Raw genomic sequence first — 16,247 nt, 5'->3', positions numbered from 1 at the left:
TCATGCCTGTGCTGGTCTGCGCGAAGGTGGAGCCGGGGCGGCGGGGGTCAATCCCCCTCACGCCTCCCCGAGAGTGAGCGGGCGCACGTCCGCCGCGCCCTTGGAGCCCCGCCCCGAGAGGGACGGGTTCTCCATGAAGAACTTGTGGCACGAGAAGCCGCCGTCCTCGGGCGCCTTGGCGCGGGCGAAGCTGCCGTCCGGGGCCATGACCCAGCTCTGCGCCGTGTCGGCCAGGTTCGCCGCCATGACCTGATCGACGATCTGCGCCTTGACGGTGGGGTTCATCGCCTCGACCAGCGTCTCGACGCGCCGGTCCATGTTGCGCCCCATCCAGTCCGCCGAGGACATGAACACCCGCGCCCGCCGCGCGGGCAGGCCATGGCCGTTGCCGAAGCAGACGATCCGGCTGTGTTCGAGGAAGCGCCCGATGATCGACTTGACCCGGATGTTCTCGCTCAGCCCGGCGATGCCGGGCCGCAACCCGCAGATGCCGCGCGCGACGATGCTGACCTTCACCCCCGCCTGGGACGCGGCATAAAGCGCGTCGATCAGGTCCTCGTCGGTCAGCGAATTGACCTTGAGCCAGATCGCGGCGGGCTTGCCCGCGCGTGCGTGCTCGGCCTCGGCCGCGATCAGCTCCAGCAGCCGCGGCTTGAGCGTGAGCGGCGAGATGGCGAGGTTCTCCAGCCCCTCGGGCGTGGCGTAGCCGCCGACGTAGTTGAACACCTTGGTCGCGTCGCGCCCCAGCCGGGGGTCCGTGCTGAACAGCGACAGGTCCGTGTAGATGCGCGCGGTGATCGGGTGGTAGTTGCCGGTCCCGAAATGCGTGTAGGTGACCAGCCGCTCCCCCTCGCGCCGCACCACGACGCTGATCTTGGCGTGGGTCTTGAGCGTGGTGAAGCCGTAGACGACGTGCGCCCCCGCCCGTTCGAGCCGCCGCGACTGCCGGATGTTGGCGGCCTCGTCGAAGCGCGCCTTCAGCTCCACCAGCGCCGTCACCGACTTCCCATCCTCGGCCGCCTCGCAGAGCGCGTCCACGATCGGGGAGTTGCGCGAGGTGCGATACAGCGTCTGCTTGATCGCCACCACGTCCGGGTCGCGCGCCGCCTGCTGGAGGAAGCGCACCACCATGTCGAAGGTCTCGTAGGGGTGGTGGAGCAGCATGTCCTTCTGCCGGATGGCGGCGAAGAGGTCGCCGCCGTGGTCCGTCACCCGCTCGGGCACCCGGGGCGCGAAGGGCGGCCAAAGGAGGTCGGGCCGCGAGTCGAGCACCAGCTCGGACAGGCTGCCGATGCCCAGCATCCGCTCGACCTCCACGACCTCCTGGGGCTCGACATGGAGGTTGTCCATCACCAGAGCCTTGAGCGAGGGCGGCGCCTCGGCGGTGATCTTGAGCCGCACGACCTCGCCCCGCCGCCGCCGCTTCAGCGCCGTCTCGAACTCCCGCACGAGATCCTCGGCCTCGTCCTCGACCTCCAGGTCGCTGTCCCGCAGCACCCGGAACGCGCAGTGCCCGGTGAGCCGGTAGCCCGGGAACAGCCGGTCGAGATGCAGGAGCAGCATCTCCTCCAGCGGCAGGAAGCGGTGCCCTCCGGCGGTGGGCAGCGCGATGAAGCGGTCCACCTGCGGCGGCAGCGGCAGCAGCGCCCGCAGCGCGCGCCGGTCCGTAACCCGCTCCAGCGCGAGCGCGAGGGCGAAGCCCTCGTTCGGGATGAAGGGGAAAGGGTGCGCCGGGTCGATGGCCAGCGGCGACAGGATCGGGAAGACCCGGCCCAGGAACACCTCCTCCAGGAAGTCGCGGTCGCCGTCCGCCACCTCGGCGCGGGTCAGCAGCGTGATCCCCTCCTGCGCCATCTTGGCCTTCAGCACCTCCCAGGTCGCCTGCTGCCGCGCGATGAGCCGCCGCGCCTCCGCGTCGATGAGCTGGAGCTGCCGCGCCGGCGTCAGTCCGTCGGGCGAGGGGGTGACGTTGCCCGCCTTGGCCAGCTCGCGCAGGCCGGCGACGCGGACGGTGTAGAACTCGTCGAGGTTGGTGGCCGAGATCGACAGGAATCTCAGCCGTTCGAGCAGGGGCACGCGCGGGTTCTGCGCCTCCTCCAGCACGCGCCAGTTGAAGCCCAGCCAGCTCAGCTCGCGGTTGAAGAACCGCGCCGGGCCGATCATGTCGGCCGGCGGGGCGAGGGGGGTCGGGAAGGGCGCCTTGAGGAAGTCCGCGTCGGGCATGGTCGGTTCTCCGGGATCGGGCGTCACGGCGGGGGCTCGCCGCTGTCGAGCAGGCGTCGCGCCAGCGCGAGGCTGACGCGCCGTCCCTCGGACAGGCTGGCGCGGTCGAGAGCCGCCACGGCGGCGGCGGCGGCGGCGTGCGACCTCTCGATGCGGCGGGCGACGAAGGCCAGCACGCCGGGCGCGGGGAACAGTTGCCGGTCGGCGAACTGCTTGGCCAGCAGCGCCTCCAGCAGCGCGTCGTCGGGCGCCTCCAGCCGCGCCACCGTGGTCGCCTGCATCCGCGAGGCGAGGTCGGGGAGCCGGATGCTCCACCGCGCCGGCGGCCGGTCCGAGGTCAGCAGGAGCCGCCCTCCCGTGGCGAGCAGGTGGTTGTGCAGGTGGAACAGCGCCGTCTCGGATTCGCGGGGCAGGGACTCCAGGTCCTCCACCGCCACCCCCGCGCCGGGGGCGGGCAGGTCGGGCGACAGCTCCCGCGCGTCGCGCCGCTCGGCCCCGGCCAGCCCCTGCCAGATGCGGACGAGGTGGGTCTTGCCCGACCCTTCCGGCCCCACCAGCACCAGCTTCCCCTCGGGCCAGCGCAACCCGCCCGCGACCATCGCATGGGCGTCCACGTTGGACTCGGAGACGAAGAAGTCCTCGGGCCCCAGCGCGACGGGCAGGGTCCAGTCGAACGACAGCTGCTCCGCGTCCAGCGCCGGCGCGGTGGTGCGGGCGGCGCGGCGGGGCGTCTCGGGCCAGTCCTCGCCCGCGAAGAGGCTGAACTGCCCATCGCCCAAGCCGTCGCCCAAGCCGTCGCCCAAGCCGTCGCCCAGGCCGTCGTTCAGGTCGCCGCTCATCCGCGTCGGCTCATGGCAGCGGCGTGCCGCGATACAGGCGGCTACCCTTGTACTTGCCGATGCCGAAGCGGACCAGCACCCCCAGCACCGCCGCCACGGGCACCGCCACGACGACGCCCAGGAAGCCGAACAGCGCCCCGAAGGCCGACAGCGCGAACAGCAGCCAGACCGGATGCACGCCCACCCGCTCCCCCACCAGCTTCGGCGTCAGGAAGTTGCCCTCCACGAACTGGCCCGACTGGAAGATCGCCCAGACGGCCACGATCCAGACCCAGTCGCCCCAGAACTGCCAGAGCGCGAGGCCGATGGCGAGGATGCCCCCGACCAGGGCGCCGATGTAGGGGATGAAGGTCAACGCCCCGGCGATCGCGCCGACCACGAGACCGAAGTTGAGCCCCACCGCCATCAGCGCCGCCGCGTAGTAGGTGCCCAGGATCAGGCAGACGAGGCCCTGACCCCGGATGAAGGCCGCGAGCCGGTCATCGCAGTCCCGCATCAGCGCGCGGATCGTCGGCGCGTGCTCGCGGGGGAGGAGGTCGTCGATCCGCCGCACCATCGCGTCCCAGTCGAGCAGCAGGTAGAACGTCACCACCGGCACGACGACGATCAGCAGGAGCCAGTTCAGCACCCCCACCGCCGAGCTGAGGAGCGTGTTGAGGAGCTGCCCGCCCCGGGCCTGGAGCCCCTGCGCGATCTCCGTGACCTGCTGGCGCAGGACGCTGCTCTCGTCCGCGAGCTCGGGGAACCACAGGAGGAGGCGGGCGCTGAGCTGCTCCCCCAGTTGCGGGGCCACCTCCACCAGCGCGGTCGCCTGACCCACCAGCGTCGGGATGATGAGAAGCACCGCCACCACCATCGCCACGATCGCCGACAGGGTGATGAGCACCACCGCCCAGACCCGCCGCACGCCCGCCCGCTCCAGCCGGTCGGCGAGGGGATCGAGGAGATAGGCCAGGATCGCCCCCAGGACGAAGGGGAGGAGCACGTCGCCCAGGAACCACAGCAGCAGGAAGAGGACGAGCGCGACCACCCCCCAGATCCGCGCCTGCTGCCCCACCGTCACCGCCATCGCGGTCCGTCCCCCTTCGCTGACCCGCCCAGATGTGGCCGACGCCCCGCCGCTTGGCAAGGACGGGCGGCCCCGGGTGGGGATTCCCTGACTTTCGCCGGCCCCCGCCCCCGGTCTAGCCTGCAACCATTGAGAATTTCCCAACGCCCCATTTCCACCGGAGCATCAGATGAACGCCTTTTCCCGCCGCCGTCCCATGGCGGCCGATCCCGGCAGGACCGACCTCGGCGCGCGCATGGCCCGCGACCTCCTCGGCCGTTGCGCCATGCCCGTTTCCGCGCCCGCTCCTGACGGGGCCGCGCCCCTGCACGACTGGAACGGCACGACCTACCGCGCGATCCTGCCCGCCGCCGCCACGGGTGGCGCGCTGTCCATCGTGGACAGCACCTCGCCCGCCCGTTCCGGCCCGCCGCGACACGTCCACGCGCGCGAGGACGAATGCTTCGTCATCCTCACCGGCGAGGTGGAGTTCTGGGTCGCCGGTCGGACCTTCCGCAAGGGACCGGGCGAGGCCGCCTTCATCCCGCGCGGGACCGAGCACACGTTCCGCGCGCTCACCGCCTCGCGCCACCTCCTGATCCTGACGCCCGGCGGCTTCGAGGGCTTCTTCGCCGAGATGGCCCAACGGGCCTGCCGCCTCCCCGAGGACATGGCCGCCGTCATCGAGAGCGCCGGGCGGCACGGCGCCACCTTCACCGGCTCGCCGCTCTGAGGCCGGACCCTTTCACCTACCCTTGTTTCTTCAGGACCCTTCAAATGCGCGACATCGCCAACGTCTTCTTCCTGTCCGCCGTCCTCTGCGTGACCGCCGGCATGGTGCTCGGCCTCTGGATGGGGCCGACCGGCAACTTCCAGTTCGCCCCCGTCCACGCCCACCTCAACCTCCTGGGCTGGGTGACCATGGCCCTCTTCGCGATCTACTACCGCCTGACCCCGCGCGCGGCGCAGGGCCGGCTCCCGCGCGTCCACGCCGCCCTCGCCATCCCCGGCGTCCTGCTGATGTCCGGCGGCCTCGCCGTGGAGATCGCGGGTCGGCCCGAAGGCTTCCCCGTCATCGTCCTGGGCGCGTTCCTGAGCTTCGGCTCCATGCTTATCTTTTTGTTCACGGTCCTGCGCTATGGATTCGGCGTGGCCCAGGCCTCCGGGCATGGGGCACGCCTCGGCGCGGCGATCGGCGCGGTGTGACCCTCCGGGGGCGTGACGAGTGCGGGGCCGGGCAGGCTTGGCTTGCCCGGCCCGTTGCAGTGCCCTAACACGGCGCGGCCCGATGAACCCGCCGCCAAGGACCAGCGAATGCGCCTTTCCCGCTACTTCCTCCCCGTCCTCAAGGAAAACCCGGCGGAGGCGCAGATCGTCTCGCACCGCTTCATGCTGCGCGCGGGCATGATCAAGCAGCAGGCGGCGGGCATCTACTCCTGGCTCCCCCTCGGCCTCAAGGTCCTGCGGCGGGTGGAGCGGATCGTCCACGAGGAGCAGGGCCGCGCCGGGCACATCCCGCTCCTGATGCCCACCCTTCAGACGGCGGACCTCTGGCGCGAATCCGGCCGCTACGACGACTACGGCGAGGAGATGCTGCGGATCACCGACCGCCAGAAGCGCGAGCTCCTGTATGGTCCCACCAACGAGGAGATGATCACCGACATCTTCCGCTCCTCGGTGTCCTCCTACAAGGACCTGCCGCTGACGCTCTACCACATCCAGTGGAAGTTCCGGGACGAGATGCGCCCCCGCTTCGGCGTCATGCGCGGGCGCGAGTTCCTGATGAAGGACGGCTACAACTTCGACCTCGACCGCGACGCCGCGCTCCACGCCTACAACCGCCACATGGTCAGCTACCTGCGGACCTATGAACGCATGGGCCTGACCGCCATCCCGATGCGCGCCGCCTCGGGCCCGATCGGCGGCGACAACACCCACGAGTTCCTGGTGCTGGCGAGCACGGGCGAGTCCGAGGTCTTCTACGACTCCGCCGTGACCGACCTCAAGCTCGGCGACCGCCAGGTGGACTACGACGACCGGGAGGAGGTCGCCGCCATCTGCCGGGAATTCACGTCGCTCTACGCCCGCACCGACGAGACGCATGACGCCACCGCCTTCGAGCAGGTCCCCGAGGAGCGCCGCCGCGTGGCGCGCGGCATCGAGGTCGGCCAGATCTTCTACTTCGGCACCAAGTATTCCGAGGCCATGGGCGCCACCGTCGCCACCGCCGACGGCCGCAAGGTCCCCGTCGAGATGGGCTCGCACGGCATCGGCGTCTCCCGCCTCCTCGGCGCGATCATCGAGGCGTCGCACGACGACAAGGGCATCATCTGGCCCGAGGGCGTGACCCCCTTCCACGCCGCCATCGTCAACCTCAAGCAGGGCGACAGCGAGGCCGACGCCGCCTGCGAGGCGATCTACAAGGGCCTCCAGGCGCGCGGCCTCGACCCGCTCTACGACGACCGCGACGCCCGGGCGGGCGAGAAGTTCGCGACCACCGACCTCATCGGCCTGCCCTGGCGCATCACCGTCGGCCCGCGCGGCCTAAAGACCGGCGTCGTGGAGCTGACCTCCCGCCGCACCGGCGAGAGCGAGGAGATGTCCCCCGACGCCGCCATCGACCGCGTGGCGCAAATCTACGCCGCGCATCCCTGATCCCGACGTGGCCGGGGCGGCTTGACCGTCCCGGCCGAATCCTGTCCCTTCCGCGCCGGGGAGGACAACGCATGAAGGCACTCATCACTTGGGGCGGCTGGGAGGGGCACGAGCCCGACCGCGTGGCCGACCTGTTCCGCCGGATGCTGGAAGCCGAGGGGGCGGAGGTGGCCGTCACCGACTCCCTCGACTGCTTCGACGACGCCGACGCGCTCCGCGCCCTCGACCTCCTCGTGCCGGTCTGGACCATGAGCGACCTGTCGCGCGAACGCGCGACGAACGTCTCCGAGGCGGTGGCGCGCGGCACCGGCCTCGCCGGCTGCCACGGCGGGATGTGCGACGCCTTCCGGGGCAACCCGCTCTGGCAGTTCATGACGGGGGGCCAGTGGGTCGCGCACCCCGGCGGCGACGGCCAGCGCTACACGGTGCGGATCACCCGCCCCGACGACGCGCTGGTCCGGGGCCTCCCCGACTTCGAGGTCGCGACCGAGCAATACTACCTGCACGTCGATCCGGCGAACCGCGTCCTCGCCACCACCACCTTCCCGACGGTGCCCTGGTATCACGCCCCCAACGGCGAGGTGGAGATGCCGGTCGCCTGGACGAAGGCCTGGGGCCTCGGCCGCGTCTACTACAACGCCCTCGGCCACAAGGCCGACGTGATCGCCGAAGGGACCCCCTTCGAGATGCTGCGCCGGGGCCTCCTCTGGGCCGCCGCCGGCAAGGCGCTGGCGGCGGGGCAGGGGGTGGAGCACCTCCAGAGCCCCGGCAGCCACTGGTGAGGCGAGGGCCCACCCTCCTGGGCGGGCCGCCGGGCCGTCAGGCCGTCCGCGCGCGCCGGACCAGGGCCACCGCCCCCAGCGCGCCCAGCAGCAGCGGCAGGCTTGCCGGCAGCGGGACCGGGGCCGGCGTGCCCGACGCCGAGTCGGCCGCGATGTTGTCGAACTGGTGATAGGGCGAGGACTGCATCCACGACACCGACAGGATGTCGTCGAACAGGCTGCCGAACGTGAAAGTCTCGAACCCGGCCAGCGCGTCGAGCTGGAACGTCTGCGAGGCCGTCCCGCCGATCGCGAGGATGGCGTCGAAGGTGATCGAGGCCGCGCTGGCGGCATAAAGCCCCGCCAGATCGATGGCATCGAGGGCAAAGGCGCCGCCGCCGATGCGCCGCAGCGTCACGACCCCGCCCGGCGTGTCGTTGAACAGCGCCGCCGAGCCCTGGTAGCCCGGCCCCTCCGTGCCCCAGACGCCGAGCCCGTTGGACTCCTCGGCGCCCGCGGTCACCTCGAAGCCGTCCTCCTCGTAGCCGTAGCCGATCTGCGAATACCAGCCGTGCTCCGCTTCCAGGGGATCGAAGTCGATCACGACGGCTTGCGCGGACACGGGAAGGGATAGGACCGCCGCCACGGCGGCGCATCTGAGGCCTAGCACGTTCATTCTCCTGGAAAGGTTGATGAAACGTAAGTAGATGGCGGGGCCGGGGGCGGCAATTGTCCGTCCCTCATCCGAACTGGGTAGATCGCCGTCCCAATTCGGCCAAGGGCTTAGCCCGACCCCGCCCTTGACCCTTCCGGCGGGGCCATGCCACCTGCGCCCCTAGACCGGAGCAAGACCCATGGCCCGCACCGCCCCCTTCGCCCCCTACGAATGGATGATCGCGTGGCGCTACCTGCGCGCCCGGCGGGCCGAGGGCGGCGTCTCGGTGATGACCTGGATCAGCCTCGTCGGCGTGACGCTGGCCGTCTTCGCGCTGGTGGCGACGCTCGCCGTCCGCTCCGGCTTCCGCGAGGAGTTCGTGGACACCATCCTCGGGGCGAACGCCCACGTGACGATCTATGTCTCCCCCCGGATCGGCCCGCAGGGGCAGGAGGACCGCACCATCCCCGATGCCGCCGCCAGGGCCGCGCGCATCGCTGGGGTTGAAGGCGTCACTCGCGCCGCGCCCCTCGTGCGCGGGCAGGTGATGGGCACCAACCAGGGCCGCAACGCCGGGATGGAGGTCCTCGGCATCGCCCCGGAGGACCTGGCCCAGATCCCCCGCATCGCCAACCCCGAGACCGCCGAGGGCAGCCTCGCCGACTTCCCCACCGGCATCGCCATCGGCTCCGGCATCGCGCGCGAGCTCGGGCTGAACGTCGGCGACCGCCTGCGGATCATCTCGCCCGACGGCGCGCGCACGCCGATGGGCGTCTCGCCCCGCGTCTCCTCCTACCCGGTCGCCTTCATCTTCACCGCCGGCCGCTACGACATCGACCGCACCCGCGCCTACCTGCCGCTGCCCGCCGCGCAGACCTTCTTCAACCGCGAGGGCGTGGCCGACGAGATCGAGGTCACCGTCGCCGACCCCGAAGCCATCGAGGCCCTCGTCCCCGCCATCGTCGAGGCCGCCGGTCCCGACGCCTACGCCTGGACCTGGAAGGACTCCTCCGGCGCGTTCCTCTCGGCCCTGACGGTCGAGGACAACGTGATGTTCGTGATCCTCTCGGTCCTCGTCCTCATCGCGTCGATGAACATCATCTCCGGCCTCATCATGCTGGTGAAGAACAAGGGCCGCGACATCGGCATCCTCCGCACCATGGGCCTCACCGAGGGCGCGGTCCTGCGGGTGTTCTTCCTCTGCGGCGCCTCCATCGGCACCATCGGCACGATCCTGGGCGTCCTCCTCGGCTGCGCCTTCGCCATCTGGATCGACCCGATCTTCGCCGCCGTGAACTACCTCTCGGGCGGCGGCGTCTGGGACCCGTCCATCCGGGGCCTCTACCGCCTGCCCGCCAAGCTCGAATGGGCCGACATCCTGTCCGCCGTCTCGCTGTCGCTGGTCCTGTCCTGGGTCGTCACGATCTTCCCCGCCCGCCGTGCCGCCCGCATGAACCCCGTCGAGGCGCTGCGCTATGAATGAGGCGCTCGCGCTCCACGGCATCCGCAAGACCTACAACCCCGGCAAGCCCACCGCCGTCGAGGTCCTGCGCGGCATCGACCTCACCCTCCAGACGGGCGAAGTCGTGGCGCTCGTCGCCCCCTCCGGCGCGGGCAAGTCCACGCTCCTCCACATCGCGGGCCTGCTCGACACGCCGGACGAGGGGCAGGTGATCCTCGCCGGCACCGACATGACGCGCCTTGGCGACCGCGCCCGCACAATCGCCCGCCGCGACCTCGTGGGCTTCGTCTACCAGTTCCACCACCTCCTGCCCGAGTTCACCGCGCTGGAGAACGTCGTGCTCCCCCAACTCGCCCACGGCACCCCCCGCCGGGACGCCGAGTCCCGCGCCATGGACCTCCTCGACCGCGTCGGCGTCCGCCCCCGCGCCCACCACCGCCCCGCCCAGCTTTCCGGGGGCGAGCAGCAGCGCGTCGCCTTCTGCCGCGCGCTGGCGAACGCCCCGCGCCTCCTCCTCGCCGACGAGCCGACCGGCAACCTCGACCCCGACACCTCGGATCGCGTCTTCGCGGCGCTGATGGACCTCGGGCGGTCCACCGGCCTGTCGGCGCTCATCGCCACGCACAACCTCGCCCTCGCGGCCCGCATGGACCGAGTGCTGAGGCTCGACGCCGGCCGGGTCGTTCCGGCATAGTCGCCCCAAGGCGACTCAAGGATCGCCAGAGCAGGAGCCCCCCATGCGCCACCTCATCCTCCTCGCGCCACTGGCGCTGATGGCCTGCGTGCCCGAGCCGCCCGAGGTCTCGGGCCGCGCCGCCTTCCTCGACAACTGCGCGTCCTGCCACGGCCCCGACGCCAAGGGCGCGGGTCCCATGGCCGAGGGCCTCTCCCCCCGCCCCGCCGACCTGACGACCATCGCCGCCCGCAACAACGGCACCTTCCCCCGCGACGAGGTGATGAGCGTCATCGACGGCTATCGCCGTGGCTCCCACTTCAGCCCCGCGATGCCCGAGTTCGGCGCGACCGACCTCGGCCCCACCGTGATCGTCGAGGAGACCCCCGGCCTCGGCACCCCGATCCCCGAGACGCTGCTGGCGCTGGCTGACTATCTGGAGAGCATTCAGGAGTAGCCCACCGGGAGGACACACCTCCACCCCGTAGGGCGGGGTTCACCCCGCCACGCGACGGCTCCGACCCGCGTTCCCGTGTCAGGTGGAGCATGGCAGGCCGAACCCCGCCCCACGCGCCCGCTCACCCCGCGCCCGTCCCGCCCCCGTCGCAGATCCCCTCCACCTCCACCCCCCGCCAGGGCAGCTCGACCCACTCCGTCATCCGCTCCTCCAGCGGCCGCAGCGGGAAATGCTCTCCCAGCATCCCATGGAGCCGCTCCGTCCGCGCCGCCTCCGGCGCGAGGGTCCGGCAGCAGACGTATTCCTCCATGATCGACCCCTGCTGCTCGTAGCCGTAATCGAGGAAGTCCGCCCCGCTCCCCAGCTCGAACAGATACGGGTCCGCCGCCCCCACGTGCTCGAAGGCCGCGCGCAGCGGATGATACCCGGTCACGATCCGGTTCTGCCACTGCCACGCATGGACCATCTCGTGCGCCAGCAGCATCGCGTCCGCGAGCGGCAGCACCTCGGGCCACCCCGCCACCATGTCCTCGCGATACAGGTCGCGCCGGACATAGACGTGCTCGAAGACCGCGATGGCCCCCGTCTGCACCCGGATCGTCTCCCCCCGTGGCGGCGGAAACAGCCGCGCCTGGCACGTCACCCGAGGCGGCGCCGGCACCACCCGAGGCCCCCCGAGCTGGATCCCGTCATGCAGCCGCACCCGCGAGGCGTCTAGCGCGTCGCCCTGAAGACCGGAGAGGAACGCCACCTCGTTGGACGTGAGGGGGCGGCCGCAGGCGGCGAGGAGGAGGAGGGCGAGGAGGGCGGGGCGCATTTTATTTGATTGGCGATCCAAGGGGGCCGAGAGCTGCCTCGTAGGCCACGGTCAGCAGGTTCTCATACTGAAACGATCTCTCGTAAGTCACCCCGGACACTATAAGTTTGTCAGACGCGCCGATGATTAGTGAGTTTCCATTCAAGGGCTCGACGTCTTTAGAGTCGAAGTGGGAGTGAAATATGAGTCCATCAATATACAACCTCAAAATCCTCATGTCCTTGGCGGCCAAGCCTAGCATCGCCGGTTGCCGCTTTACGTCGATGTAGGGCGTTTGATTGTGTACCTCGCCAAGAGTTGTAAGCTGCGTAACCGACGTTGGAAAAAGCTCTAACGGTGGAGGAGCGTTATCTAGCAATGCCTGCCGTAATCTCTCTTCGATGTTGCTATCAATCTTCACATCAGACATGTCTGGAAGATTAGAGGCAGCTGCTCGCCAAATAATACTTAAAACAAACCTATGTAGTGCTTCACCTTCTGATTGGCTGAATGCAAGTTGTCGTAAGCTTGGCCCGTCGCTGAATGGCGTCAGTTTCTGAAATGCTGGCTTAAATGGAAGCCAAGCAGACCAGATAAGCTTGTGATTCCTTAGGACTTTAATAGCCAAATCATCGATTTCAGATAGGATGTCCTCGCCTTCGCGAGTCACCAAATCGCCATCGAACCAACTACTCCATCGTCTCTTGAAGCCTTGGCCTTTTGTGGATTGAAGTAGTGGCGCCCCGGCCTCAGAAGGTCTAGTTAATGCCTTTGGGATAATATGTGATTTGACCAGTAGTCCCGGCTTGCCTGTTAATCTGCAGGTGCCTCGTTTACTTCGCTGGCCCATCATTCGGCTCATGAATTTATAAATATAGAGGAGAGAAGTTCAATTTCTGTCACACATCCAACTCCTCCACGAACCGCGCATTCTCCTGAATATACTGGAACCGCATCTCCGGCTTCTTCCCCATCAGCCGCTCGACCAGATCCTCCGTCTCCCCCGGCTCGTCGTCCTGCAACGACACCCGGATCAGCCGCCGGGTCGCGGGGTCCATCGTGGTGTCCTTCAGGTCCTTGGCGTCCATCTCGCCCAGGCCCTTGAACCGCTGCACGTCGATCTTGCCCTTGCCGCCCAGGCCTTTCGCCAGCCACTTCGCCTTCGCGGCGTCGTCGGCGACATAAAGCCGCTTCGTCCCCTGCGTCAGCCGGTAAAGCGGCGGGCAGGCCAGATACAGGTGGCCCCGGTCGATCATCGGCCGCATCTGGGTGAAGAAGAACGTCATCAGCAGCGACGCGATATGCGCCCCGTCCACGTCGGCGTCGGTCATGATGATGACCTTCTCGTAGCGCAGGTCATCGACGTTGAACCTGGACCCCAGCGACACGCCTAGGGCCTGCGACAGGTCGGCGATCTCCTGGTTGCTCCCCAGCTTGGCCGAGGCCGCCCCCAGCACGTTCAGGATCTTGCCCCGCAGCGGCAGCAGTGCCTGCGTCCGCCGGTCCCGCGCCATCTTGGCCGACCCGCCCGCCGAGTCGCCCTCGACGATGAACAGCTCCGTCCCCGCGCGGCTGGTGGCGGAACAGTCCACCAGCTTACCCGGCAGCCGCAGCTTGCGCGTGGCCGACTTCCGGGCCGTCTCCTTCTCCTGCCGCCGCCGCAGCCGCTCCTCGGCGCGCAGCACCAGGAAATCGAGGATCGCCCCCGCGCTCTTGGTGTTCGCGGCCAGCCAGTGGTCGAAGTGGTCGCGCACCGCCCCCTCGACCAGCCGCGCGGCGTCTGCCGTCGCCAGCCGGTCCTTGGTCTGCCCCACGAACTCCGGCTCGCGGATGAAGCACGACACCAGCGCGCAGCCGCCCGTCAGCAGGTCCTCGCGCGTGATGTCCTGGGCCTTGCGGTTCTTCGCCAGCTCCCCATAGGCCTTGAGCCCCTTGAGGATCGCCGACCAGAACCCCGTCTCGTGCGTCCCGCCCTCGGGGGTGGGGATCGTGTTGCAGTAGCTTTGCAGGAACCCGTCCCGCGCCGGCGTCCAGTTGATCGCCCATTCCACCTTGCCGGGCACCCCGAACTTCTCGGGGAAGGACACCGTGCCCGCGAAGGGCTTCTCGGCATAGGTGGACGCCTCGCCCAGCGTCTCGGTCAGGTAGTCCGCGAGGCCGCCCGGGAACCGGAACGTCGCCTCCGTGGGCGTGTCGCCCTCCGCGATCTCCGACTTCCAGCGGATCTCCACGCCCGAGAACAGGTAGGCCTTCGACCGCACCATCTTGAACAGCCGCGAGGGCCGCAGGACGTGGTGCCCGAAGATCTCCGCGTCCGGGTGGAAGGTGCTCGACGTGCCCCGCCGGTTCGGCGCGGCCCCCAAGGTCTGCAACGGTCCCAGCGGCACCCCGCGAGAGAACCGCTGCTCGTACAGCACCTTGTTCCGCGCCACCTGCACGACCAGCGAATCCGACAGCGCGTTCACCACCGACGCGCCGACGCCGTGCAGCCCGCCCGAGGTCTCGTAGGCCTTGCCCGAGAACTTGCCCCCCGCGTGCAGCGTGCAATGGATCACCTCCAGCGCGCTCTTGCCGGGGAACTTGGGGTGCGGATCGACCGGCATCCCCCGCCCGTTGTCGCGGATCGTCACGCTGCCATCGGCCAGCAGCTCCACCTCGATGCGGCTGGCGTGCCCCGCCACCGCCTCGTCCATCGAGTTGTCGAGGATCTCGGCCACCAGATGGTGCAAGGCCGCCTCGTCCGTGCCGCCGATGTACATCCCCGGCCGCTTGCGGACGGGCTCCAGCCCTTCCAGCACCTCGATCGAGGAGGCGTCATAGGTCTCGGTCACGTTCAGGAGGTCGTCGGGCATGGGCGTCATGTTCTCGTTGCGTTCTTCCCAACTAGTCATTTCCGTCCCTTTCCGCAACGATTCCGAGTGACGCAGGCCGCGACCCGCGGACCGACCCGCCGCGCGGACCTGCTCACGGCCACATCGGCTCAGCCGAACGACGCTCCCACATGGCCCTGAAGGCCGGCCGCGCCTGGCACGCGGCCAGCCAGGCCCGCACGCTCGGCGCGTCGTCCAGCGCCGGCTCGTGCGCCTGGGCGTAGCGCAGGACCTCGGCCACGTTGATGTCGGCCACCGTGAAGCGCCCGCCGACCAGATGCGCCTCCCGCGACAGATGCGCCTCCAGCGCCCGCAGCGGCCGGCCCAGCTTCTCCACCATATCGGCGATCTCCTCGCGCCCGCCGTCGCTGTCCGACCGCCCGTAGGTGTAGGCGTTCTGGATGGCGTGCCCCGGCCCCTCCAGCGAGGTGGCCGCGAACAGCGTCCATTGCGTCATCAGCGCGTTCTCGCCCTCGTCGCGGGGGCCGAGGTCGCCGCCATGGCGCCGCGCCAGATACAGGTTGATCGCCAGCGACTCGGTCAGGACAAGATCGCCGTCCACCAGCACCGGGATCGCGCCCATCGGCGACAGCGCCAGGAACTCGCGCGAGCGGGTGTTGAGGGCGGCGTCCGGCCCCTCCGGCCGGTCCAGCCGATAGGCCTGCCAGACCTGCCGCAACTCCAGCTCCAGCCCGATCTCCGCCGCGAGCCAGAGGTTGCGGGTCGCGCGGCTGCGATGGGTGCCATAGAGCGTGGGCATCGAAACGGTCTCCCTCGGGACGGGTCCTTGCTAGACCGCCGCGCGCGGCCTTGAAAGCCGGGGCCGGACGGGCTCCATACAGGGCGCGGCAAAGGAGGAACACCCATGCGCGTCTTCTTCACGGGCGGCGCCGGCAAGGCCGGTCGCCACGCCATCCCCCATCTGGTGGGGCAGGGGCACCGGGTCACCAACATCGACCTCGCCCGCCTGAACCATCCCGGCGTCCCCGACCTCCGGGTGGACCTCACCGACGGCCATCAGGTCTTCAACGCCATGGCCTCCCCGGCCTCCGGCGCGGATCTGGACGAGGCTCCCGCCCCCTACGACGCCGTCGTCCACTTCGCTGCCATCCCCTCGATGTTCCTGACGGCGGACAGTGAGACCTACCGCGTCAACGTCCTCTCGACCTTCAACGTCCTCGACGCCGCGACCAAGCTCGGCATCCGCAAGATCGTCATCGCCTCCTCGGAAACGACCTACGGCGTCTGCTTCGCGCAGGGCGAGGTGCGCCCCCTCTACATCCCCGTGGACGAGGAGCACCCGACCGTCCCCCAGGACGCCTACGCCATGTCCAAGGTCTGCAACGAGGCGACCGCCCGCAGCTTCCAGGCCCGCACCGGCTCCGACATCTACGCCCTTCGCATCAACAACGTCATCGAGCCGCACGAATACTCCGCCCACGCGACGACCTGGCGCGAGCACCCGGAGGTCCGCCGCCGCAACATCTTCGCCTACATCGACGCCCGCGACCTCGGGCACATGGTGGACCGCTGCCTCGCGACGGACGGCCTCGGCTATCAGGTGTTCAATGTCGCCAACGACGACTCCTCCGTCGGCCTCCCCTCCGCCGAGGTCATCCGCCGCTTCTACGAGGGCCTCCCCCTCCACCGCCCCTTGGGCGAACACGAGACCTTCTACTCCAACGCCAAGGCCCGCCGCCTCCTGGGCTTCGCCCCCGCCCACGGCTGGCGCGACCTGCCCTGACCCGTTCGCGAACCGCCCAAGGGACGGGCAACCCCGCCCGTTCCGCGCTCGACTTGGCCTCCGT

General features: G+C 69.7%; 16 protein-coding genes. 8 read left to right on the top strand and 8 right to left on the bottom strand.

Annotated elements, in window-relative coordinates:
- Nucleotides 1–57: 57 nt before the first annotated feature.
- From J2Z33_RS03070 to J2Z33_RS03060, 3 genes are read right to left on the bottom strand one after another with little or no spacing between them, the layout of a single operon-like run.
- The gene (locus J2Z33_RS03070) at nucleotides 58–2,223 is read right to left on the bottom strand and encodes an RNA degradosome polyphosphate kinase (RefSeq protein WP_209837786.1); all 2,166 of its coding nucleotides are present in this window, start codon (nucleotides 2,221–2,223) and stop codon (nucleotides 58–60) included.
- Nucleotides 2,224–2,246: 23 nt separating this feature from the next.
- The gene (locus J2Z33_RS03065; RefSeq protein ID WP_209837783.1) at nucleotides 2,247–3,062 is read right to left on the bottom strand and encodes a P-loop NTPase family protein; all 816 of its coding nucleotides are present in this window, start codon (nucleotides 3,060–3,062) and stop codon (nucleotides 2,247–2,249) included.
- Nucleotides 3,063–3,072: 10 nt separating this feature from the next.
- Nucleotides 3,073–4,131 (bottom strand): AI-2E family transporter, encoded by a 1,059-nt coding sequence (locus J2Z33_RS03060; protein WP_209837781.1) that lies wholly within the window; start codon nucleotides 4,129–4,131, stop codon nucleotides 3,073–3,075.
- Nucleotides 4,132–4,300: 169 nt separating this feature from the next.
- Between J2Z33_RS03060 and J2Z33_RS03055 the strand changes: the two genes are divergently transcribed.
- From J2Z33_RS03055 to J2Z33_RS03040, 4 genes are all read left to right on the top strand, one after another.
- The gene (locus J2Z33_RS03055) at nucleotides 4,301–4,843 is read left to right on the top strand and encodes a cupin domain-containing protein (protein WP_245218510.1); all 543 of its coding nucleotides are present in this window, start codon (nucleotides 4,301–4,303) and stop codon (nucleotides 4,841–4,843) included.
- Between the two features lie 44 nt (nucleotides 4,844–4,887).
- Nucleotides 4,888–5,316, top strand: a complete 429-nt coding sequence (locus J2Z33_RS03050) for a hypothetical protein (RefSeq protein WP_209837779.1) — start codon at nucleotides 4,888–4,890, stop codon at nucleotides 5,314–5,316.
- Nucleotides 5,317–5,424: 108 nt separating this feature from the next.
- Nucleotides 5,425–6,765, top strand: coding sequence for a proline--tRNA ligase (gene proS, locus J2Z33_RS03045; RefSeq protein WP_209837777.1), 1,341 nt, complete (start codon nucleotides 5,425–5,427; stop codon nucleotides 6,763–6,765).
- A gap of 71 nt (nucleotides 6,766–6,836) precedes the next feature.
- Nucleotides 6,837–7,547, top strand: a complete 711-nt coding sequence (locus tag J2Z33_RS03040; RefSeq protein WP_209837775.1) for a ThuA domain-containing protein — start codon at nucleotides 6,837–6,839, stop codon at nucleotides 7,545–7,547.
- A gap of 37 nt (nucleotides 7,548–7,584) precedes the next feature.
- On the opposite strand, the gene J2Z33_RS18810 is transcribed toward J2Z33_RS03040, so the two are convergent.
- Nucleotides 7,585–8,196, bottom strand: coding sequence for a VPLPA-CTERM sorting domain-containing protein (locus J2Z33_RS18810; RefSeq protein WP_209837773.1), 612 nt, complete (start codon nucleotides 8,194–8,196; stop codon nucleotides 7,585–7,587).
- A 184-nt stretch (nucleotides 8,197–8,380) separates the two neighbouring features.
- Between J2Z33_RS18810 and J2Z33_RS03030 the strand changes: the two genes are divergently transcribed.
- From J2Z33_RS03030 to J2Z33_RS03020, 3 genes are read left to right on the top strand one after another with little or no spacing between them, the layout of a single operon-like run.
- Nucleotides 8,381–9,664, top strand: a complete 1,284-nt coding sequence (locus J2Z33_RS03030; RefSeq protein WP_209837771.1) for an ABC transporter permease — start codon at nucleotides 8,381–8,383, stop codon at nucleotides 9,662–9,664.
- On the top strand, nucleotides 9,657–10,337 hold the full coding sequence (locus J2Z33_RS03025; RefSeq protein ID WP_209837769.1) for an ABC transporter ATP-binding protein: 681 nt from the start codon (nucleotides 9,657–9,659) through the stop codon (nucleotides 10,335–10,337). Before J2Z33_RS03030 ends, J2Z33_RS03025 begins: the two co-directional genes overlap by 8 nt.
- Before the next feature lie 43 nt (nucleotides 10,338–10,380).
- The gene (locus tag J2Z33_RS03020; RefSeq protein WP_209837767.1) at nucleotides 10,381–10,773 is read left to right on the top strand and encodes a c-type cytochrome; all 393 of its coding nucleotides are present in this window, start codon (nucleotides 10,381–10,383) and stop codon (nucleotides 10,771–10,773) included.
- Nucleotides 10,774–10,894: 121 nt separating this feature from the next.
- Here J2Z33_RS03020 and J2Z33_RS03015 read toward each other — a convergent pair whose 3' ends face one another.
- From J2Z33_RS03015 to J2Z33_RS03000, 4 genes are all read right to left on the bottom strand, one after another.
- Entirely contained in the window at nucleotides 10,895–11,590 is a 696-nt protein-coding gene (locus J2Z33_RS03015) for a hypothetical protein (protein ID WP_209837765.1), read from the bottom strand.
- 1 nt (nucleotide 11,591) lies between these two features.
- The gene (locus J2Z33_RS03010) at nucleotides 11,592–12,422 is read right to left on the bottom strand and encodes a hypothetical protein (protein WP_209837763.1); all 831 of its coding nucleotides are present in this window, start codon (nucleotides 12,420–12,422) and stop codon (nucleotides 11,592–11,594) included.
- 46 nt (nucleotides 12,423–12,468) lie between these two features.
- The gene (gene parE, locus J2Z33_RS03005) at nucleotides 12,469–14,421 is read right to left on the bottom strand and encodes a DNA topoisomerase IV subunit B (protein ID WP_209838226.1); all 1,953 of its coding nucleotides are present in this window, start codon (nucleotides 14,419–14,421) and stop codon (nucleotides 12,469–12,471) included.
- A gap of 112 nt (nucleotides 14,422–14,533) precedes the next feature.
- Entirely contained in the window at nucleotides 14,534–15,199 is a 666-nt protein-coding gene (locus J2Z33_RS03000) for a glutathione S-transferase family protein (RefSeq protein WP_209837761.1), read from the bottom strand.
- A gap of 105 nt (nucleotides 15,200–15,304) precedes the next feature.
- Between J2Z33_RS03000 and J2Z33_RS02995 the strand changes: the two genes are divergently transcribed.
- Nucleotides 15,305–16,183 carry an NAD-dependent epimerase/dehydratase family protein gene (locus J2Z33_RS02995; RefSeq protein ID WP_209837759.1) on the top strand — a complete coding sequence of 293 codons (879 nt, stop codon included), beginning with the start codon at nucleotides 15,305–15,307 and terminating at the stop codon, nucleotides 16,181–16,183.
- The last annotated feature ends 64 nt before the right edge of the window (nucleotides 16,184–16,247 follow it).

It is taken from the genome of Rubellimicrobium aerolatum (assembly GCF_017872975.1).
GTDB lineage: Bacteria > Pseudomonadota > Alphaproteobacteria > Rhodobacterales > Rhodobacteraceae > Rubellimicrobium > Rubellimicrobium aerolatum.
Note: the sequence above shows the minus strand (reverse complement) of the source record. Positions and strands in the feature narration are given on the sequence as shown.